Source organism: Rhizobium sp. P2_G2, assembly GCF_056403555.1.
In genome coordinates, this window is sequence record NZ_JBFUFF010000020.1 from 1 (window position 1) to 20,039 (window position 20,039).

Sequence of the window (20,039 nt, forward strand, 5' to 3'; positions counted from 1 at the left end):
ATGGCACTGCCGATGCTGAGCGTTATGCGCGAGGGCACGATCATCCTTGGTGACAAAGCTTACGATACCAATGCATTGCGTGCACAAGCCAAGGAAAAGAAGGCCTGGGCCAATATCCCAGCCAAAAGCAATCGCAAGGACAGCTTTTCCTTCAGCCGATGGGTCTATCGGCAAAGAAATCTCGTCGAACGCTTATTCAATAAGCTCAAACAATATCGAGCTATGGCAACACGTTACGACAAGAACCCAGCCAATTTCCTTGCCGCCGCCAAAATCATTGCTACCCGCATCTGGATCAACGCGTTATGAGTCTACGGCCTAGTCTCGACCAGTCCTTCGGCCCCCCATAAGGTGGACAGGGGCTTTGTCATATGCAATTGCCCTGCCCTCAAGGGGGAGATTGCCGCAAGGGCGCATCCCGGACAAAACAGACGTCTTCGAAGGATGCGGCGGCGGCGATCGCGGATGTCAGGTCAGCACGACGATCTTTCCGCCGGAGAGGTTTTGTTCCATGACGCGGTGCGCCTCGACGATTTCATCGATCTTGAATACCCGGCCAATCGGCGGTTTGAACCGTCCGGCTTCGACCTCGCCGATGATGTCTTGCAAAGGCGTAGCGACAAAATCATCGGCTCCGCCGGAGTAAGTGGTCAGGTTGACGGTCGTCGGAATAATCTCCATGGGTGCGAAGCGCTGGTACTCCCAGGCATCTCCGACCATTCCTGCCATGCACACACTGCCGCCCCTGGCGGCACAGTTGAGGCTGTCCGTCAGGGTCGTCGTTCCAACGAGTTCAAATATCTTATGAACTCCGCTTTGGTGAAGGCGGCGCACATCTGCCGCGATTTCTCCTGGATCGATGATGACTTCGTCAGCGCCGTTTTCAAGAAGCATCGACCGACGATCTTGCCTCCGGGTGGTCGCAATCACATGAGCGCCAAGACGCTTGGCCAGGATCGCAGCTGTCAGGCCAACCGATGTCGTCCCGCCGCGTATGAGCAGGATCTCACCTGGCTTCAGGTGGAGCGCCGTTTCCAGGGCGCCCCACGCCGTCTGCACCATTTCGGGCAAAGCACCCAGAACATCCCAGGAGAGATTGGTTCTGAGCTTTTGAACATTCGCGGCTGGAACAAGTGTAAATTCTGCATAGCCGCCGTCGAAGGCACGGCCCATGCCGCCCATCGCAGTCGCCACGATATCGCCCGCGTGGAATTCACCGCCCGGCGCGGAGACCACCGCGCCGACGGCTTCGATTCCCAGGATGCGGGGAAAGACGACGCTGGGAGAATGTCCCTGCCGCGTGAAAAGCTCGGACCTGTTCAAGCCGAATGCATGGACCTGGATCAGCACCCAACCCGACTTCGCGTCCGGCAGGGGTCTATCTTCAAGCTTCAAAACGTCTGCCGGCCCAGGCGCGTGAACGACAACTGCTTTCATGGAATAGATCAACTCCAGTTGGAGAACGAATGCTGCACACAGATGTGATCAAAAACAAATTCGTGATAAATGGCGCTGCCTAATCAACACCTGCAACAGAATGTTTCCAATGGATCGCTTCTCAAGCATGCGTATTTTCGTCAAAGCCGTGGAAATGGGCTCTTTCAGCGCGGCAGCCGAGGCGCTCGGCACCTCGCCGCAGCTCGTGGGAAAGCACGTGCAGGCGCTCGAGAATTATCTGGGTGTCAAGCTTCTCAACCGAACCACACGCCGTCAGCATCTGACGGACATTGGCAAACAGTATTACGAGCGCTCGCAAAATATCCTTGCAGAGGTCGAAGCCGCGGAAGCCCTGGCAGAGGAGACCCGCATCATACCGCGGGGTAGGCTGAGAATAAGTGCCCCCGTCACATTCGGCATCCATCTGCTTGCTCCGAAACTTCCAGGGTTCATGCGCACCTATCCCCAGATTTCGGTTGAACTGTCTTTGTCAAACCGTCTCATCGATTTGATTGACGAGGGCTATGACGCCGTGTTCCGCGTGGGGGACTTGTCCGACAGCGCTTTGATCGCCAAACGACTCAACCCCTATCGCTTGGGTATCTGCGCTTCGCCGGACTATCTGAAACTGCATGGTATCCCGCAAACGCCTGCCGATCTGAGCCAACACGAATGTCTGATTTTCTCGCATACCAGCTTGAGGACGGAATGGACTTTCGACGGACCCGACGGACGAAGCAGCGTCGCCATTGCGGGAAAGTTGATGATGGACAGCGGCGAAGCCCTTTTGAGCGCGGCGCTGTCCGGACAAGGGGTCATTCTTCAGCCGCTTGAGCTGTTGCGCCAAGGAATAGAGACTGGGAAACTTGTCCCTCTATTGCCTGGCTATCAGGTGCCGACGCGTCACTTGCACGTACTTTACGCGCCCGACAGAAGGGTCACACCCAAACTGCGCAGTTTCCTTGATTTCGCGGCAACCGAGTTCGGAAGTGAGAAGGTAAAGTGACTCCGACATGCTGCAGCACGGTCCCGGTATACGATTTCTCGGCGTGACTATCCTGGAATGGCGCCGATTTGCCGCATGAGACCCAAGAAATCAGGTTGACCATATTCCCCAACGATCTGGCCATCACGCAGATAATAGATGTTGATTGCAGTGACCGAAATGGCCTTTCCAGTCGGCGAAACACCAAGGAAGCTTCCGTTGTGGGTGCCATGCATTGTAAAGCGAGCAGCGATCTTGTCTGGACCGAACACTGCATCCTCGAGTGTCCACTGGATATCGGGAAAGCCGCTTCGCATCATGCCTATGATCTGCATGTAACCGGGTGGACCCATCAATGGCTCGATGCGGCCGGGAACGAAAAATGTTGCGCTTGGCGATACGAGGCGGTTGGCCTTGCCTTCGTCAGCAGTGTTGATGAAGTCAACAAACGCGTCCAGGAGCCGTCGGTTAGTGTCGGTCACAGCCGACGGCTGGGTGACGGATGACGCTGCTGAGTGGGAGGATTCAATCAAGGGAGCTTCCTTTTTTCAAATGGGTCCGGCGGGCCAAGGAACCAGCCCGGCCAGTGAAGTCGCCGCGCTGTTGACCGCCGGATAAACAATAGGTTTTTGCAAAAACTCGATAAACTGGCGGTGTTGATCGAGACTAGAAACAAAATTTTTCAAGTACTGGGATTGCGGGCCACTGCGGGGTAATCGGGTAAGGTCCCTTCCCCGCCGCCATTCGCTTCTGGAAGGAAGGTAAGTGTCCGCACCGCGCGTATCAGGCGGGCGGCCTCCTCACCATTGTCGAAGGCGCCCCATCGGGTCGCTCGGTGGTGGCCGAGTATATCGTCAGCGGGCATGCGGTGGCGCAGTGCCGACACTTGTACCGGCAGTTCAACACCTGAACCGGCTTGTGCCGCGGACCGAGGCTTGCTTATGCTACGGCTGGAAGTCCGAACTGAGAGGCAAGAATGTCCGAAATACCACACGTCAGGCTACCGGATGGCCGCGAGGTCGCAGCCCTTGGCCAGGGCACCTGGAACATGGGCGAGCGCAAGGCCGATGCCGCGCGCGAGATCGACAGCCTCAATGCCGGCATCGACCTCGGCATGACGCTGATCGACACCGCCGAAATGTATGCCGAGGGCGGCGCAGAGGAGATCGTCGGCGAGGCGATCCCAGGGCGTCGTCCGGATATCTTCCTGGTCAGCAAGGTCTATCCCTGGAATGCCAGCCGCGACGGCACGATCGCGGCCTGCGAGCGCAGCCTGAAGCGCATGGGTGTCGACACGATCGATCTCTACCTGCTGCATTGGCGCGGCGAGCATCCGCTGGCCGAGACGATCGAGGCCTTCGAGACCCTCAAACAGGCCGGCAAGATCGGCGCCTGGGGCGTGTCGAATTTCGACACCGACGACATGGAGGAACTGTTCGACATTCCGGGCGGCGAACGATGCGCGACCAACCAGATTCTCTACAATCTCTCCCGCCGCGGCCCGGAATATGATCTGCTGCCCTGGTGCCGGCAACGCAATGTGCCCATCATGGCCTATTCGCCGATCGAACAGGGCAAGCTTCTCAGCCACCCCGAACTGATCCGCATCGCCAAAGCCAATCAGGCCACGCCAGCGCAACTCGCGCTGGCTTTCCTGCTCAGGCAAGGCGACATCATCGCCATCCCGAAGACGTCGGAGCGCGCCCGTACCGCCGAGAACCGCGGCGCGGTGGAACTCTCTGTCAGCGACGCCGACTGGAAGGCTCTGGACGAGGCCTTCTCGCCGCCAGCGCGGAAGCGACCGTTGGAGATGTTGTAGAGTTGGGCGCATTGCTGCGCAGGGCAATCATATAAGTGCAACGCTGCTTGTGGCAGGGCGTCAAAGGCAGATTCCCTCTCCCCCCGGGGAGAAGGTCCGCCGTTCCGCGCACCGCCCACCAAATCCATCTGTGGTACCATCCATCATGACGATCCTGATTCTCGGTGCAAACGGCTTCATCGGTTCGGCGGTACTCGCGCGGCTCGCCCGCGCCGGCTGCAATGTCACCGGCCTCGGCCGCGACATCGGCCATGCGCAGAACCGGTTCCCCACCGCGCGCTGGATCAAGGCCGACCTCGCCAGCCTGACCGAACCCGAACGCTGGATGCCGCTGCTCGAAGGCATCGAGGCCGTGGTCAATTGCGCCGGCGCTCTGCAGGATGGCCTGCGCGACAATCTTGCGGCCACCCAGCAAGACGCGATGCTGGCGCTCTACGACGCCTGCAAGGCAGCCGGCGTCGGCCAGGTCGTGCAGATCTCCGCCCGCCTCGACCTCGCCGCCGACCTGCCCTTTCTCGTCACCAAGGCGAGCGCCGACGCAGCGCTGAAGCGGTCCGGCCTCCCCCATGTCATCCTGCGCCCGGCTTTGGTTCTTGGCCGCAATGCGCATGGCGGGTCGGCATTGTTGAGAGCGCTTGCCTCGATGCCGCTCACTATGCCGCTCGTCTATGCCGACCAGGCGGTGCATACCGTGGCGCTCGACGACGTGGTCGAGGCGGTGGCTGCGGCGCTGAGCGGCAGGCTGGCGCCCGGCACCGATACGGAACTTGCCGGCGACGCGCTCGATCTCGCCGCACTTGTCCGGCTGCACCGCGCCTGGCTGGGACTGGCGCCGGCCCGCATCCTGCCGCTGGCGCCGGCGATCGGTGCGGCGATCTCCCGGCTTGCAGATCTTTCCGGCCTGCTCGGCTGGCGCTCGCCGCTGCGCACGACGGCGATGCGGGTGATGTCGGCCGGCATCGAGGCGGCCGAGCCGATGGTCGCCGTTCCGCTTCGCTCGACGCGCGACACGCTCGCCGCCTACCCTGCCGGCGTCCAGGACCTGTGGTTCGCCCGGCTCTATCTGATGAAGCCGGTCATGGTCGTTGCACTGGCGCTGTTCTGGTTCCTGTCCGGTACGATCGCCCTGATCGATATCGCACCGGCGTCGGCGCATTTCCTGCCCTTCATGCCGACGGCCGCTGCCGATGCCGTGACGATCATCACCTCGCTCCTCGATATCGGGCTTGGGCTTGGCGTGCTCTACCGGCCACTGTCGCGCTTGGCGCTGATCGGGCAGATCGCACTGGCCTGCCTCTATCTCATCGGCGGCAGCATTCTCGAAACATCGCTTTGGCTCGATCCGCTCGGCCCATACGTCAAGGTATTGCCGGCGATCATCCTGTCGCTGGCGACACTGGCCATCCTGGATGAACGTTGATGGATCTCGAAGTCATTCTACGCCTACTGCACGTCATCGGCGCGACCGTGCTTTTCGGAACCGGCGCCGGCATTGCCTTTTTCATGGTCATGGCCCGGCGCACCGAAAAGCCTGACCTGATCGCCCATGTCGCCGACACGGTGGTGGTCGCCGACACGCTGTTTACCGCCACCGCCGTCATCGCCCAGCCGATCACCGGCTATTTTCTCGCCCGCAGCGTCGGCTGGTCGCTGTCCGACGGCTGGCTCTTGCTGTCGCTGGCGCTCTATATCCTCACCGGCCTGTTCTGGCTGCCGGTCGTCTGGATCCAGACGCGGCTGAGGGACATGGCGCGCGAGGCGGTCGCACAAAGTACGCCCYTGCCGCCCGAATGGTTCAGGCTCTACCGGATCTGGTTCGCCTGCGGCTTCCCCGCCTTCGCCGCCGTGCTCGCCATTGTCTGGCTGATGCTGGCCAAGCCAGATATCCGGCTCTTCTGAATTTATTATTATTCGCTATGTCATGCGGCATTGCTGGGGTCAGGGCCGTCGCCGCTCCTGCCCCGCGCAACCGCGCGCCGGCCTGAAAAGGCAGCGTGCCAGACGAGCAGAACCGGCTGCAGCAACACCACGCCGAGAATGATACCGAGCAGCCGCTCATAGACCGGATCGATCGCCACGCGGGAATAATTGTCGGGCACGAGCACGACAAGCAGAGCCAGCGTGAACTGAACGCCGGAATAGGCAAACCTGCCCTTGCCGTTTTCGATATGCCGGCCGATCGGCACACCGATCGCCAGGCCGAGCAACAGCAGCGCCAACCCGCCGCCGCCCAGGACGACGAAGACAAAGGCGAAACCCGCGCCTGCCAGGCAACCGGCAACACGCAGGCCCATGCGATAGGTGACTGGCATGAAGCCGCTGACCTCGATCGTACTCAGTGGCAGCAGCATCACCGCCATGATCGTCACCGCCGCCTGCGCCAGGTCCGGCCGCGGCCACAGCCAGCCGATCAACGGCAGGAGCAGCAGTGCCGAGGCACCTTCCGCCGCATGTAGCGCCGCATGCGGATGCCAGCCGGCCTCGCGCGCCGGCGGCCCGGGTACACCAGGCCAGGTGCGGCGCACGGTCACTGTCGAGATAGCGCTCACCAGCACGCAGGCACTGGTGCCGGCAACGATTTCGAGGATACGCGTCCGAGCGAAGCCGCTCAGCATCGCATCCGGATGCTGAGCTTTGTCGAACAGGATCATCACGAAGGTGAGGCCGACAAACAGCCAGGCATAGGAATGCTTGGCGGTCAGGCTGCGATAGAGCGCAAGCCCACCGACGATCCCGGCCGATAGTGCGACCAGGATCGGCTGGCTATAGACGAAGGGAACGACCGCCAGGCCAATCGCCGCACCGACCACAGTGCCGACGATCCTGAGCGCGCCGCGCGGAAAAGTCTCGGATACATGGCCGCGCATGACCATGTATCCGGAAAACGCGGCCCAGGACACATTCCTGGCATCAAGCAGATGGGCAAAGGCGATGGCCAGAAGCACCGAGACGACGCATTCGATCTCATCAATCGTTCGTGTGGTGACTTTCGGCCAGCGCATCGACCAATCACATGCCCTGAGGACCACGGTTCATCGCGGCGACGCCGGTGCGGCAGACCTCGATCAGCCCGAGCGGCTGCATGATGGTGATGAACTGGTCGATCTTCGAGGACTTGCCGGTGATCTCGAAGATGAAATGATCGACCGTCGCGTCAGTCACCTTGGCGTTGAACGCTTCGCCCAGACGCAGTGCTTCACCCCGCGCCTCGCCATGACCGGTGACCTTGACCAGCGCCAGTTCGCGCTCGATCGCCCGATCCTGGCCCATTTCGCGTGCCCGGTTGGTCAGGTCGACGACCCGGTGCACCGGCACGATGCGCTCGAGCTGCGACTTGATCTGCTCGAGCACATGCGGCGTGCCACGCGTGACGATGGTGATGCGCGACAGGTGCGAGCGATGCTCGGTCTCTGAAACCGTGAGGCTCTCGATATTATAGCCGCGGCCGGAGAACAGGCCGATCACCCGCGCGAGTACGCCCGGCTCGTTGGAGACGAGGATGGAAAGCGTGTGGCTTTCCGCAAGCTCGGTCTCCTTGGGGATGAAATAGGCCGACCCGGTCGGCTGAAGATGCGCTGCATTCATGGTGTTTCCTCTGGATCTCTTATTAAACGAGCTGCCGGCCCTTGGCGTCGATGGCGTTGGCCACCGCCTCGTCCGTTGCCTCGTCAGGCAGGAGCATTTCGTTATGCGCCTTGCCCGACGGGATCATCGGGAAGCAATTGGCCAGGTTGGCGACGCGGCAGTCGAACAGGACCGGCTTCTTCACATCGATCATTTCCTGGATCGCATCGTCGAGGTCACCCGGCTTTTCGCAGCGGATGCCATGCGCGCCATAGGCCTCGGCCAGCTTGACGAAGTCCGGCATGGCCTCGGTATAGGAATGCGACAGCCGGTTGCCGTGCAGCAACTGCTGCCACTGGCGTACCATGCCCATATACTGGTTGTTCAAGATGAAGATCTTGATCGGCGCGTCGTGCTGCACCGCACAGGACATTTCCTGCATCGTCATTTGGACCGAGGCGTCGCCGGCAATGTCGATGACCAGCGCATCGCGATGGGCGATCTGCACGCCCAAAGCCGCCGGCAGGCCATAGCCCATCGTGCCGAGGCCGCCCGAGGTCATCCAGCGGTTCGGCTCCTCGAAGTGATAGAACTGCGCCGCCCACATCTGATGCTGGCCGACTTCGGTGGTGATATAGGTGTCGCGGTTCTTGGTGTGTTCATAGAGCCGCTCGATAGCATATTGCGGCATGATCACGTCGTTGGACATGGTATAGGCCAGCGAATTGCGGCCGCGCCAGCGCTTGATCTGTTCCCACCAGTCGCTCATCCGGCTTTTGTCGGCGGTCTTGGCCGAAGACCGCCAGGTGCGCAGCATGTCTTCAAGCACCGAAGTCGCATCGCCGACGATGCGGATATCGGTACGGACATTCTTGTTGATCGAGGACGGATCGATGTCGATATGGATCTTGATCGAATTCGGCGAGAAGGCATTGAGGCGACCGGTGATGCGGTCGTCGAAACGGGCGCCGACGCACAGCATGACATCGCAGTCATGCATCGCCATGTTGGCCTCGTAAGTGCCGTGCATGCCGAGCATGCCGAGCCAGGCCGGACCGGAGGCCGGATAGGCACCGAGGCCCATCAGTGTCGAGGTGATCGGAAAGCCGGTGACTTCGACCAGTTCGCGCAGCAATGTCGAGGCAGCCGTCCCCGAATTGACGACGCCACCGCCGGAATAGATGATGCCCCGCCGCGCCCCGGCCATTGCCTGGACGGCCTTTTCGATCTCGGCAGGATCGCCCTGGATCTTCGGCTGGTAATTGGTCTCGACCGGAACGGCAGACGGCGGCGTATAGGTGCCGGTGGCAAACTGAACATCCTTGGGGATATCGACGAGGACTGGACCCGGCCGGCCTGACTGGGCGATGCGGAAGGCCTCATGGATGATCCGCGCCAGATCGTTGACGTCCTTGACCAGCCAGTTGTGCTTGGTGCAGGGCCGGGTGATGCCGACGGTATCGCATTCCTGGAAGGCGTCGGAGCCGATCAGCGGTGTCGGCACCTGGCCGCTCAGGCAGACGATCGGGATCGAATCCATCAGCGCGTCCTGCAGCGGCGTGACGGCATTCGTCGCGCCGGGACCGGAGGTGACGAGCATGACGCCCACCTTGCCGGTGGAGCGAGCATAGCCTTCGGCGGCATGGCCGGCGCCCTGCTCGTGCCGCACAAGGATATGCTCGACGTCGTCCTGCTGGAAAATCTCGTCATAGATCGGCAGCACAGCGCCGCCCGGATAGCCGAATATATGCTTGACGCCGTTGTCCTTCAGCGCCCTCAGAACGATTTCCGCTCCAGTCATTCGATTGTCGTCGCTCGCCATTGTCCTCAAGTCCTTCCCTTCGTGTATCGCGCGGATTACCAAGTTTGCGGGCATAAAAAAAGGCCCCCGGAGGAGCCTCGTTCAGCGCATGGGTGGCTAACGCCGGATGGTTACACCATCCTGCCCATGCGCCTTCCCACTACAAGAATGTTTGCAATCTTGATCATCATGGCGCTGTGGTAACCGCAAATTCGCCCGCCGTCAATTGGACAATTGCAGAGTCCGGCACCATTTAACCCTTGGATGGGCCGGTTGCCCGCCGAAAGCTTCCTGCTACAATGCGCCGATGACCAAGGTTCACGAACACCATTCCGAAGATTGCCGCCCCGTCGCCCATATCCTTTCCCGGGTCGGCGACAAGTGGACGATCCTGCTCCTGCGGGCGCTGAACGACAAACCCTTGCGCTTCAAGGAATTGCATCGCGCGCTTCCCGGCATTTCGCAGCGCATGCTGACGGTGACGCTGCGCAATCTCGAGCGCGACGGCCTGGTCATCCGCACCGTCTACCCGACGATCCCGCCGCGCGTCGACTACGAGCTTTCCGTTCTTGGTCAATCGCTGAAAGGCGCACTGGAGCCGATCGGCCGGTGGGTCATGGACAATCGTGCCGCCATCGTGCAAGCCCAGGTCAATTTCGATCTGACAAGCAAATCAATCGGCTCGCGCTGATCGCACAGATCCGGGATGAGCCCGCTCTCTAATCCACAAACTCTATGTCCACGGTTGCTCCGTCGGGAAGGTGACCGACCTGACGGTGCAAATCCCGCATGAAGGGCATCCATTCATCCAAGACCGCCACGCAAATATTCTCGATACGATATTCACCGCCAAGTAGGGTTGGCAGTCTAAACCCGTAACATTGTCCTTCCTTCAGACCGAGGCCGGCATGACGACAGGCATCCACCAGTGGCTGAAGCAGCCATCCATCGCGATCGTCGGATATCAAGGATAGAAATTCATCCCGGTCTTCTGCAATTTTTGAAAGCTCCGACAACGAAATATCAAAAAAATAGACCTGCCCAATCTCATCAAGAAGAAAGACGTCGGCAAAGCAGTTGCGCGCGAACGGCACGAAGCCGGAAAGTTCAGGCCAAGGATCGATGTCGAGCGGGAACTGAACGAAAGGGATGAGATATTCGGTTGCGTGGTCCATATGTGGAGCATGGCCGAGATTATTATCGGCCGCAAGCTTTGCATGGTCGTTTTAGAAGTACCGATCGCAGCCGTTTCGCCGGTTCCCAAAAGGTAAGTCACTTCCCAAAAAGTGCCGTCTTGCAGCCTCATTCGGTTACTCCTAATTCATTGCTTACCATTCGTAAGCATAAGGAGCGAACATGGCTACGAAACCCCGGATCGGCATCGTCATCTCCACCACGCGTCAGGGTCGCTTTGCCGACAACCCGACGAACTGGCTGATGGATATTGCCCGTCAGCGCGACGACGCGGATTTCGAAATCGTCGATCTGCGCGACTTCCCCTTGCCGTTTTTCGAGGAAAAGGCGTCGCCGTTGTTCGTGCCGCCGGCAAACGAGGTGGCGCGCAAATGGGGCGAGAAGATCGCCAGCCTCGACGGCTTCGTCTTCATCACCGCCGAATACAATCATTCGATCAGCGGCGTCCTGAAGAACGCGCTCGATTACGCCTACAAGGAATATAACCGCAAGCCGGCGAGCTTCGTCGCCTATGGCGGCTCGGGTGGCGCCCGCGCCGTCGAGCATCTGCGCGGCATCCTCGCCGAATTGCAGGTCGCCTCGCTGAAATACCCGGTCCATATTGGCATGGCCGAGCTGCTCGGCATCATGCGCGAAGGCAAGACCATGGCCGACTATCCCTACCTGATCGATACAGCCAAGACGATGCTGGACGAGCTCCTCTGGTGGACGAATGCGCTGAAGGCTGCGCGCGAAAAATAAGCGCCGCACCAATGGGTTGCCGTCCGAACGAGACGGCGACCCATCCTGCCTGCACCATTTTGGATCAACTGGCCCGAAACAGGATTTTAACCCGCGCTGTATAGGCTTGCGACTTCACACTTCCCCCTGGAGTGACGCCTTGTACAGCAAGGATCTGCAAAATTCACCCAGCGCCGGCGTCCAGGAGCGTCGCGGGCTGGAGCAGCCGACCAGCCGATCGCTCGGGCATGTCATTGCCTGCGATGGCGGCAATGCGACCGTCGCGGCCGATCTTCCGCCCGGCGCGGGCGAAGCGGCCGCGATCTGGGGTGTCGGCAAGCTGATGACCATCGCAGTTGGTGTCAACCGCGTGGTGGCACTGACCCGCTCGATCCAGGCGACATCGCCGGTCTGGTCGGATGAAATCATCAACAGCTTCCAGATCCAGGTGGAGCTCGTCGGCGAGGTCCGCCAGTTTCCCGACGGCTCGGAAAAATTCTCCTCGGGCATCTCGAACTATCCCTATCTCGGCGCCCCGGCGCACCAGATCCGTTCGTCCGACCTCATGCGCATCTATGACCACGGCAAACGCGAGAGCTGCATCGTCGGCAAGCTCAGCCAGGATGACAGCATCGATGCCGCGATCCACATGCCGTCGATGCTGTCAAAACACTTCGCTGTCGTCGGCTCCACCGGTTCGGGCAAATCGACCGCGGTGTCGCTGCTGCTGCGCGAAGCGGTGGCTTCCGATCCCAAGCTCAGAGTGCTGATCCTCGATCCGCACAACGAATTTGCCGCCGCCTTCCCCGACACGGCCGTCGTCATCGAAACGGGCTCGCTCGACCTGCCTTTCTGGCTTTTCCGGCTGGAAGAATTCGCCGAGGTGATTTTCCGCGGCCGCCCGCCGGTTCCGGACGAGCTCGACGTGCTGCGCGACCTGATTCCCGAGGCCAAGCGTGCCTTTCGCGGCCTTGAGCCCGGCCAGGGCCGCCGCGCCTCCGAACGCAACGGCGTTACCGCCGACACGCCCGTCCCTTACCGCATCGCCGATCTGATGGCGTTCATCGACGAACGCATCGGCAAGCTTGAAGGCCGCACGGAAAAGCCGCATCTGCGCTCATTGAAACTTCGCCTTGCCGCAGTGATCAACGATCCGCGCTACCGCTTCATGTTCTCCTCGAACACGATCACCGACACGATCCACGAAACCATCGCCTCGATCTTCCGCATCCCTGGCGGCGACCGGCCGATCACCACGTTCCAGCTTGCCGGCATCCCGTCGGAAGTCGTCAATTCCGTCGCCTCGGTGCTCTGCCGCATGGCCTTTGAAATCGCGCTGTGGAGCAAAGGCGCGATCCATATCCTCGTCGTCTGCGAAGAGGCGCACCGCTATGTGCCCGCCGATCCCAATCTCGGCTTCCTGCCGACACGACAGGCCATCGCCCGGATCGCCAAGGAAGGCCGCAAATACGGCGTATCGCTCGGCATCATCACCCAGCGTCCGGGCGAACTCGACCAGACCATCCTGTCGCAATGCTCGACGATCTTTTCGCTGCGCCTTGCCAATGAGCGCGACCAGGACATTATCGGCAAAGCCTTGCCGGATTCCTCGGCCTCGGCGTTGAGTTTCATTTCCTCGCTCGCCAATGGCGAGGCGATCGCCTTCGGCGAGGCCGTGCCGGTGCCGATGCGGCTGAAGTTCAACCGCGTCAGGGAGGCGATCCTGCCCACGGCACACGGCGCCGACGCGCAGGAAAGCGATCTCGATCCGAACTCGATCAATCTCGGTACGATCGTCGAGCGCCTGCGCTCGACCGCCGGGCCTGACATTTCAGACTTCCAGTCGCGCGTTTCGTCAGCCGAAGCATCCGTCTTCGAAGCTGTAACTGCCGGCATCAGCGATGCGACGCGCGGCACGGACTTTCCGGTCCGCCAGCCGCCCGCCTCGGAATCGCCGCTGGAACCTTACTCGCCCGGCATGCTGCCCGGGCAGGCGCGTGTCGACGCCGAGTTCGGCGGCCGGCCGGACAACCATATCGATCGCTATTCGCGACTTGCCGGGGAAGCGAAAGCGCCACCGCCCGTATCTCCCAGACCGTCGCTTGCCGATCTCCAGGCACGCCGCGAAAGCCTTCTCCGCAAGCCGTTCGACAGTCCTCTGAAGCGTTGATCAGCTTGTCAGTCGTTCCCAATTCTCATCCATCTGGTTGCGGAACCAGGTCATCTGCCGCTTGGCATATTGACGCGTAGCGGCCGACGACTGTGCGATCACTTCTTCCGGCGTCAGTTCGCCCCGCAGCATCCGAGTGATCTGCGGCACACCGATCGCCTTCATCACCGGCATGTCGGCACCAAGCCCGAGCGCCAGAAGCGCCCTCACCTCCTCGACGGCACCCATTTCGAACATTTTACCGAAGCGCCGATTGATGCGGTCGTGCAGCACAGCCCGATCCGGCAGAACGATAATTTTCTTGGCACGATCGGCGTCGACCACTGGATGACCGGACTGCTCCTGGAAGTCGCCGATCGAGCGCCCGCTGGCGTCGAGCACTTCCAGCGCACGGACAATACGCTGCCCGTCGGCGAGGTTGAGTGTGGCGGCAACGGACGAATCCCGCCTTGCCAGTTCCGCATGCAGCGCGTCCGGCCCCTCGTTCCGCAGCCGCTCACGCCAATGTTCGCGGACATCAGGTGGAATGACGGGCATGTCCGAAAGACCGCCTGTCAGCGCCTTGAAATAAAGCCCGGTGCCGCCGACAAAGATCGGCATCTTGCCGCGTGCAACGATCTCGGCAACGACCTGTTCTGCATTGCGCAGCCAGTCCCCAGTCGAATAGGCCCGACCCGCCGGCACTGTGCCATAGAGATGGTGCGGAACGCCGCCCATCTCTGCCTCGAACGGCCGCGCGGTCAGGACCTGCAGCGTGTCGTAGACCTGCATGCTATCGGCATTGACGATCTCGCCATCGTGCCGGCGTGCCAGTTCAACGGCGAGCGCGGACTTGCCGCTGGCGGTCGGCCCGGTTATCAGGATTGCATCATTTGCCCTATCCAAGGAATTCTCCATGGCCCTCGTCGCCACGCTCATCGCCAGCCCCGCCCATCCTCTACTTGTTCCGTCGCTGGCTGAAAAGGCGGCCGAGGCGATTTCCGCCGCCGGACTCTACTGGCTGGCCGACGGCATCGCTGCCGACATCCCCGTCCGCGACGGTATGAGCGCATCGGAGGCCGAGGTCCTGCTCCGCGACGCGGTGGCCGGCCAACCGATCGACGTCGTGATCCAGGAAGCCGAGACGCGACGCAAGAAGCTGCTGCTTGCCGACATGGATTCGACCATGATCGGCCAGGAATGCATCGATGAACTGGCGGCCGAGGTCGGGCTCAAGGAGATGGTCGCGGCAATCACCGCCCGCGCCATGAACGGCGAGATCGCCTTCGAGCCGGCACTGCGCGAACGCGTCGCTCTGCTCAAGGACCTGCCGCTTTCGGTCGTCGGCGAAGTGATCACCAAGCGCATCACGCTCACCCCCGGCGGCATTGAGCTCGTCGGTACGATGAAGGCCAAGGGCTTTTACACTGCCCTCGTTTCCGGCGGTTTCACCGTCTTCACCGGACCGATCGCGCAAAAGATCGGCTTCGACGAAAACCGCGCCAATATCCTGCTCGAGCGCAGCGGCAAGCTGATCGGCGAGGTCGCCGAACCAATCCTCGGCAAGCAGGCCAAGGTCGACGCGCTGATCGACATCACGAAGGGGCTCGGCATTACCCCCGACGACGCCATCGTCGTTGGCGACGGCGCCAACGACCTCGGCATGATCAAGCTCGCTGGTTCTGGCGTGGCGCTGCATGCCAAACCGGTCGTTGCCGCCGAGGCGAAGATGCGTATCGATCACGGTGATCTGACCGCACTTCTCTACATCCAGGGCTACCGAAAGACGGACTTCGTCATCGCAGAATAACCGTCGATATATTTACCCTACACCACAGGATCGGTGGACAGAGCCTCCAATTTAAGTGAAATTGCTGAAACGGATGGTATCGCGTCCGAATAATGCTGAAGGTCAATTCGTCACTTCTTCAGGCGCGAAGAGGGAGTTGTTCGCGCCCATTTCAAAAATGGAGGCTGGAATGAAGAAGAATTGGAAATTCGCAATCATTGGTCTCATGGGTCTCGGTTTTGCTGCTTCGCTTCAGACGGAGGCATTTGCCTGGAGCTGCCTCGCCGGCGCCCGCGATGGCGCGTCTGGCTGGAGCTACAACTATCCGAACCGTCGCTCGGCGATGCGGCGGGCACTTTACGAATGCGCCATCCGCACCGGATACCGGTGCTATATCCGCTATTGCAATCCGAACGGCTGACCCCGATCATCATCGCTGAAATGGTGAGGCAGGCGGCGTGTCCGCCTGCCTCTCTTTATGTGGTCCCGAGCGCTTTCTGCTTGTAATTACATTTTTGTATGTACATTTGCGAGGATGTGGTAATATTCAATGCGTTTCGAATGGGATGACAACAAGAACAGGATCAACAAGAGCAAGCACGGCATCTCCTTCGAGACGGCGATAAAAGTCTGGGAAGACCCGTTCCACTGGACCTATTTCGATCGGATCGACAATGGCGAGAGGCGAATGCATTGCATCGGCACCGTTGGTGCAGCCACGCTTTTGTTGGTCGTCTACACGGAAAGAGACAGCAGTGGCGAAGAAATCATCCGCATCATTGGCGCGAGACGCGCAACACGACATGAAAAATATGCCTACGAGAATGGCTGAGTTGACCAGGAAAATGGAAGCCGAGCTTGAATTCGTCAATCGCCTCCCTGAGGACGAGATTGATACCAACGACATCCCCGAGGCGCCGCGAGACAATATGCTGGCCGGGGAGCGCGGCCGCTATTTCCGCCCCACCAAGACATCCGTGACCATCCGCCTCGATTCCGACCTGCTCGACTGGTTCAAGACACGGGCCGAAGCCGGCGGCTACCAGACGGAGATCAACCGCGTCCTGCGCCGGCACATGATCGAGGCGATCAAAAACAGCGGCTGAAACGTCTCCCTGGCAATCAACTCGCCAATCGAGGACACTATGACTGCGCGCCTGCCTACTCTTTTGCTTGTCGCCCTCATGGGTTCGACATCGCTCTCCGCACATGCCTTCGCCACCGTTGCGGCCGCCGACGCCATTACCGAATGCGACCAGCTCGCCGCCGATCCCGAGGATACGACCCGGCCGAAATCACTGGCCGGCGTCAATCTCGACGATATCGACACGGATGCGGCGATCGCCGCCTGCTCCGACGCACTGAAGGCAAAACCCGGCAATGCCCGCCTGCAACATCAGCTCGGCCGAGTCTATGACCACGCGGAAAAATACGGCCAGGCGATGGATCTCTATCGTAAGGCCGCAGCGCAGAACCATGCCGAGGCGGCAGATGCCATCGGCCTTCTCTATGACGACGGCGACGGGGTCAGTGTCGACCTCAAGGAAGCGGCGCGCTGGTACCTTGAGGCCGCGAAACTCGGCAGCCGCGAGGCGATGTACAATCTCGGCCTGTTGAGCGACGACGGCGAACACCATGTCATCGACTATGCCGCGGCAATGAACTGGTACCAGAAATCGGCGGCACTCGGCTATCCAGACGCGATGACCAATGCCGGCTTCCTTTATGAGAAGGGCCATGGTGTGCCGCAGGATTTTGCCTCCGCCGTTATCTGGTACAAGAAGGGCGCCGACGCCGGGAGCGTGGTCGGCACCAACAATCTCGCCGTCATGTATGAGGACGGCCGTGGCGACCTGCCGAAAGACATGGAGGAGGCCTACCGTCTCCACCGGAAAGCCGCCGACATGGGCGATGTCAGCGGCATGCACGACACCGGCGCCATGTTCGAAGACGGCCTCGGCGTCGACCGCAACTACGCACAGGCGGTCCACTACTACCAGCTGGCGGCCGACCAGAACGATGGCGATTCAATCAGCGATCTCGGCCGGATGTACGAGCGCGGCTTCGGCGTCGCCCAGGACTACAAAAAGGCTCTGGAACTCTATCTCCGCGCCGCCGATCTCGGTGTCGCCGATGCAAACTACAATATCGGCCATCTCTATGAACATGGCCTGGGCGTCGACAAGAACAACGAAGAGGCACTGCACTACTACCGATACGCCGCCGATCACGGCTCCGCTCCGGGCATGAACGCCCTGGGGACGTTTTACGCGCGTGGCATCGTCGTGGCGAAGAATTACGAAAAGGCAGCCGAGTGGCTGAACAATGCGGCCAACGCCGACAACGACGATGCCGCCTACAGCCTTGGTCACATGTATGAGAATGGTCTTGGCGTCCCGAAGGATGCCGAGACGGCGCTGTTCTGGTATCGCAAGGCCTCCGACAATGGCAACGATACGGCCACCCTGAAACTAGCCGAGCTTCTCGATCACGGCGCAGGCATCAAGCACGACCCGAACAATGCTGCCGCAAATATGCTGACGGCCCTGAAAGACGGCGAGCCGTCGGCAATGGAGGCCCTGCTCGGCAACTGGAACACATGGTCGCCCGCCTTCCGCTCCGGCCTGCAGCAAAGCCTGAAGGGCCTGGGCTACTACAAGGGCGACGCGTCAGGCGCGATGACGGCAGACTTTACCGATGCGCTGAAGAAGGTCTATGGCGTGGAGGAGTAGTGCGGCAGGCAATTGCTTGTGGCGCGAAGCCCCTCCCCAACTTACAGGGGCGAGCCACTGGTCTCGACCCGTCCTTCGAACCCCCACGAGGGGCCGGGCTTAAGCTGCGGCTCCGCTGCACCCCAATTGAGGCAAGGAGCGTGCCGCGAGCTTTCTCCCCCTTGTGCGGAGCGGGGGATGGCCGGCAGGCCAGAGAGGGTCTTTGCGGCATATTCGACGGCGCCCCGTTACACGGCAAACACCCCTTTGCCGCGTCATCACTCCAGCGGCACCGCCACGAGCCTGAGCTCGCCCTTGGCATTGGCGACCATCAGATAGGCGTTGCGGCGGTCGTTCTGCTTGAGCTCGACGAGCTTGCGCGCCACATCCTCGGCCGTCTGGACGACGTCCTGCGCCACTTCGACGATGACATCGCCCGGGCGCAGGCCCTTCTCATACGACGCCGTGTTCTCCGGCACCTTGGTGACCAGAACGCCTTCGACATTGCTCTGGATGCCGAACTGCTTGCGGTTGGCGACGGTGAGCTGCGAGAGCGTCAGGCCCAGCGTATCGGACGGGGCATCCGGCACGGTGGCTTCCGGCTGGTTGGGATTATCCGGCGTCTGATCGTCGTCCGGATTGTCCTCGTCGTCATTGTTGTCGCTCTGCTGCGGCTGGGCGGCCGTATCGGCAGGCTTCTTCGGCTCTTCCGGCTGGCGGCCGAGCGTCACCGATACGGTGATCTCCTTGCCATCGCGCAGGATCACCGCTTCCAGCGGCTTGCCGATCGGGCTTTCGGCGACCACGCGTGTCAGGTCACGCATCTCGCCGATATCGACGCCGTCGAGCTTGAGGATGATGTCGCCGGATTTGATCGAGCCGTTGTCGACCGGTCCGCCCTTGATCACGCCGGAGACCAGAGCGCCCTTCGGCGCGTCCATCTTGAGATCGGCGATCATGTCATCCGTCACCGGCTGGACGCGCACGCCGAGCCAGCCGCGGCGCGTCTCGCCATATTCCCTGAGTTGGGCGACGACCGTGCTGGCAATCTCGGTCGGCACGGCAAAGCCGATACCGATCGAACCGCCCGACGGCGAAATGATCGCCGTGTTGATGCCGATCACCTCGCCATACATGTTGAACAGCGGACCGCCGGAATTGCCGCGATTAATCGCCGCGTCGGTCTGGATGAAATTGTCATAGGGGCCGGCATTGATATTGCGATTGCGGGCCGAGACGATGCCGACCGAGACCGAGCCGCCTAGGCCGAACGGATTGCCGATCGCCATCACCCAGTCGCCGATGCGCATTTTGCGGGAATCGCCCAGACGCACGAATTTCAGCGGCTTCTTCGATTCGACCTTCAAGAGTGCGATATCGGTCTTGGTGTCGGTGCCGATCAGCTTGGCCTTGAGCTTCATGCCATTGGCGAAGTTGACCTCGATATCGGAGGCGCCTTCGATGACGTGGTTGTTGGTGACGATATAGCCAGCCGGATCGATGACGAAGCCCGACCCCAGCGAGCTCACCTTGCGGGCCGTGTTGGCGCCGTTATTGCCCTTGTCCTTGAAATAATCGTCGAACAGGTCCTTGAACGGTGCGTCATTCGGCAGATTGGGCGAAGGATTGCCCTCGTCGCCTTCCGGCTTGACGTTCTGGGTAATGGCGATGTTGACGACTGCGTCAATGAGGCCCTCGGCGAGATCGGCGACCGATTCCGGCCCATGCTGGGTGCGGTGCTCCGTGGCGACTTCTTCCGCCGCCAGGATCGGCTGGGCCGACAACGAGGCTGCGACAAGCACGGCAAGCCCCGTCTTCAGGGTGGCCCCGCTCGCCAATCGATGCAATCTCATTTTAGCCTCCACAGACC

Annotated in this window: 21 protein-coding genes; 13 read left to right on the forward strand and 8 right to left on the reverse strand. The window is 61.1% G+C overall.

Annotated features, from left to right (window positions below; genetic code table 11):
- Positions 1-309, forward strand: a 309-nt coding sequence (locus AC1D06_RS16435) for a transposase (RefSeq protein WP_477987040.1), incomplete at its 5' end; no start/stop codon positions are given.
- A gap of 159 nt (positions 310-468) precedes the next feature.
- Here AC1D06_RS16435 and AC1D06_RS16440 read toward each other — a convergent pair.
- Positions 469-1,437 (reverse strand): zinc-binding alcohol dehydrogenase family protein, encoded by a 969-nt coding sequence (locus tag AC1D06_RS16440; RefSeq protein ID WP_477987041.1) that lies wholly within the window; start codon positions 1,435-1,437, stop codon positions 469-471.
- Positions 1,438-1,546: 109 nt separating this feature from the next.
- Between AC1D06_RS16440 and AC1D06_RS16445 the strand changes: the two genes are divergently transcribed.
- The gene (locus tag AC1D06_RS16445; RefSeq protein ID WP_477987042.1) at positions 1,547-2,443 is read left to right on the forward strand and encodes a LysR family transcriptional regulator; all 897 of its coding nucleotides are present in this window, start codon (positions 1,547-1,549) and stop codon (positions 2,441-2,443) included.
- Positions 2,444-2,490: 47 nt separating this feature from the next.
- Here the strand turns inward: AC1D06_RS16445 and AC1D06_RS16450 are convergent, their stop codons facing one another.
- Positions 2,491-2,955 (reverse strand): ester cyclase, encoded by a 465-nt coding sequence (locus AC1D06_RS16450; RefSeq protein ID WP_477987043.1) that lies wholly within the window; start codon positions 2,953-2,955, stop codon positions 2,491-2,493.
- 443 nt (positions 2,956-3,398) lie between these two features.
- On the opposite strand from AC1D06_RS16450, the gene AC1D06_RS16455 reads away from it, so the two are divergent.
- The 3 genes from AC1D06_RS16455 (at position 3,399) to AC1D06_RS16465 (ending at position 6,140) form a co-directional block, all read left to right on the forward strand.
- Positions 3,399-4,241 carry an aldo/keto reductase gene (locus tag AC1D06_RS16455; protein ID WP_477987045.1) on the forward strand — a complete coding sequence of 281 codons (843 nt, stop codon included), beginning with the start codon at positions 3,399-3,401 and terminating at the stop codon, positions 4,239-4,241.
- A 145-nt stretch (positions 4,242-4,386) separates the two neighbouring features.
- On the forward strand, positions 4,387-5,661 hold the full coding sequence (locus AC1D06_RS16460) for an SDR family oxidoreductase (RefSeq protein WP_477987046.1): 1,275 nt from the start codon (positions 4,387-4,389) through the stop codon (positions 5,659-5,661).
- Positions 5,661-6,140, forward strand: coding sequence for a DUF2269 family protein (locus AC1D06_RS16465; RefSeq protein ID WP_477987047.1), 480 nt, complete (start codon positions 5,661-5,663; stop codon positions 6,138-6,140). The genes AC1D06_RS16460 and AC1D06_RS16465 overlap by 1 nt, the downstream gene beginning before the upstream one ends.
- A 20-nt stretch (positions 6,141-6,160) precedes the next feature.
- Here AC1D06_RS16465 and AC1D06_RS16470 read toward each other — a convergent pair whose 3' ends face one another.
- Genes AC1D06_RS16470 through AC1D06_RS16480 form a run of 3 tightly spaced genes read right to left on the reverse strand, consistent with a single transcriptional unit; the run spans position 6,161 to position 9,627 of the window.
- A complete protein-coding gene (locus AC1D06_RS16470) occupies positions 6,161-7,243 on the reverse strand; it encodes an FUSC family protein (protein ID WP_477987049.1) in 1,083 nt (360 codons plus the stop codon).
- Positions 7,244-7,250: 7 nt separating this feature from the next.
- Positions 7,251-7,826, reverse strand: coding sequence for an acetolactate synthase small subunit (gene ilvN, locus AC1D06_RS16475; protein ID WP_477876860.1), 576 nt, complete (start codon positions 7,824-7,826; stop codon positions 7,251-7,253).
- Positions 7,827-7,848: 22 nt separating this feature from the next.
- Positions 7,849-9,627, reverse strand: coding sequence for an acetolactate synthase 3 large subunit (locus AC1D06_RS16480; protein ID WP_477987050.1), 1,779 nt, complete (start codon positions 9,625-9,627; stop codon positions 7,849-7,851).
- Between the two features lie 286 nt (positions 9,628-9,913).
- On the opposite strand from AC1D06_RS16480, the gene AC1D06_RS16485 reads away from it, so the two are divergent.
- Positions 9,914-10,297 carry a winged helix-turn-helix transcriptional regulator gene (locus tag AC1D06_RS16485; protein WP_477987051.1) on the forward strand — a complete coding sequence of 128 codons (384 nt, stop codon included), beginning with the start codon at positions 9,914-9,916 and terminating at the stop codon, positions 10,295-10,297.
- A 28-nt stretch (positions 10,298-10,325) separates the two neighbouring features.
- On the opposite strand, the gene AC1D06_RS16490 is transcribed toward AC1D06_RS16485, so the two are convergent.
- The gene (locus AC1D06_RS16490; RefSeq protein WP_477987052.1) at positions 10,326-10,781 is read right to left on the reverse strand and encodes a T6SS immunity protein Tdi1 domain-containing protein; all 456 of its coding nucleotides are present in this window, start codon (positions 10,779-10,781) and stop codon (positions 10,326-10,328) included.
- A 181-nt stretch (positions 10,782-10,962) separates the two neighbouring features.
- Here AC1D06_RS16490 and AC1D06_RS16495 point away from each other — a divergent pair, with 181 nt between their 5' ends.
- Complete coding sequence (locus tag AC1D06_RS16495) at positions 10,963-11,541, forward strand: NADPH-dependent FMN reductase (protein WP_477876855.1); 579 nt, start codon at positions 10,963-10,965, stop codon at positions 11,539-11,541.
- 139 nt (positions 11,542-11,680) lie between these two features.
- Positions 11,681-13,690, forward strand: coding sequence for an ATP-binding protein (locus AC1D06_RS16500; RefSeq protein ID WP_477987053.1), 2,010 nt, complete (start codon positions 11,681-11,683; stop codon positions 13,688-13,690).
- Here AC1D06_RS16500 and miaA read toward each other — a convergent pair whose 3' ends face one another.
- A complete protein-coding gene (gene miaA, locus AC1D06_RS16505; protein ID WP_477987054.1) occupies positions 13,691-14,587 on the reverse strand; it encodes a tRNA (adenosine(37)-N6)-dimethylallyltransferase MiaA in 897 nt (298 codons plus the stop codon). It abuts the gene before it with no gap.
- Between miaA and serB the strand changes: the two genes are divergently transcribed.
- From serB to AC1D06_RS16530, 5 genes are all read left to right on the forward strand, one after another.
- Positions 14,586-15,479, forward strand: coding sequence for a phosphoserine phosphatase SerB (gene serB, locus AC1D06_RS16510; RefSeq protein ID WP_477987056.1), 894 nt, complete (start codon positions 14,586-14,588; stop codon positions 15,477-15,479). The two genes, miaA and serB, sit on opposite strands and share 2 nt — an antisense overlap.
- A 169-nt stretch (positions 15,480-15,648) precedes the next feature.
- Positions 15,649-15,879 (forward strand): hypothetical protein, encoded by a 231-nt coding sequence (locus AC1D06_RS16515; RefSeq protein WP_477876851.1) that lies wholly within the window; start codon positions 15,649-15,651, stop codon positions 15,877-15,879.
- Positions 15,880-16,008: 129 nt separating this feature from the next.
- Positions 16,009-16,290 carry a BrnT family toxin gene (locus tag AC1D06_RS16520; protein ID WP_477876850.1) on the forward strand — a complete coding sequence of 94 codons (282 nt, stop codon included), beginning with the start codon at positions 16,009-16,011 and terminating at the stop codon, positions 16,288-16,290.
- 1 nt (position 16,291) lies between these two features.
- The gene (locus AC1D06_RS16525; protein WP_477987057.1) at positions 16,292-16,564 is read left to right on the forward strand and encodes a BrnA antitoxin family protein; all 273 of its coding nucleotides are present in this window, start codon (positions 16,292-16,294) and stop codon (positions 16,562-16,564) included.
- A 39-nt stretch (positions 16,565-16,603) separates the two neighbouring features.
- Positions 16,604-18,190, forward strand: a complete 1,587-nt coding sequence (locus AC1D06_RS16530; RefSeq protein ID WP_477876848.1) for a tetratricopeptide repeat protein — start codon at positions 16,604-16,606, stop codon at positions 18,188-18,190.
- A 257-nt stretch (positions 18,191-18,447) separates the two neighbouring features.
- Here AC1D06_RS16530 and AC1D06_RS16535 read toward each other — a convergent pair whose 3' ends face one another.
- Complete coding sequence (locus tag AC1D06_RS16535) at positions 18,448-20,022, reverse strand: Do family serine endopeptidase (protein WP_477876847.1); 1,575 nt, start codon at positions 20,020-20,022, stop codon at positions 18,448-18,450.
- Positions 20,023-20,039: the final 17 nt, after the last annotated feature.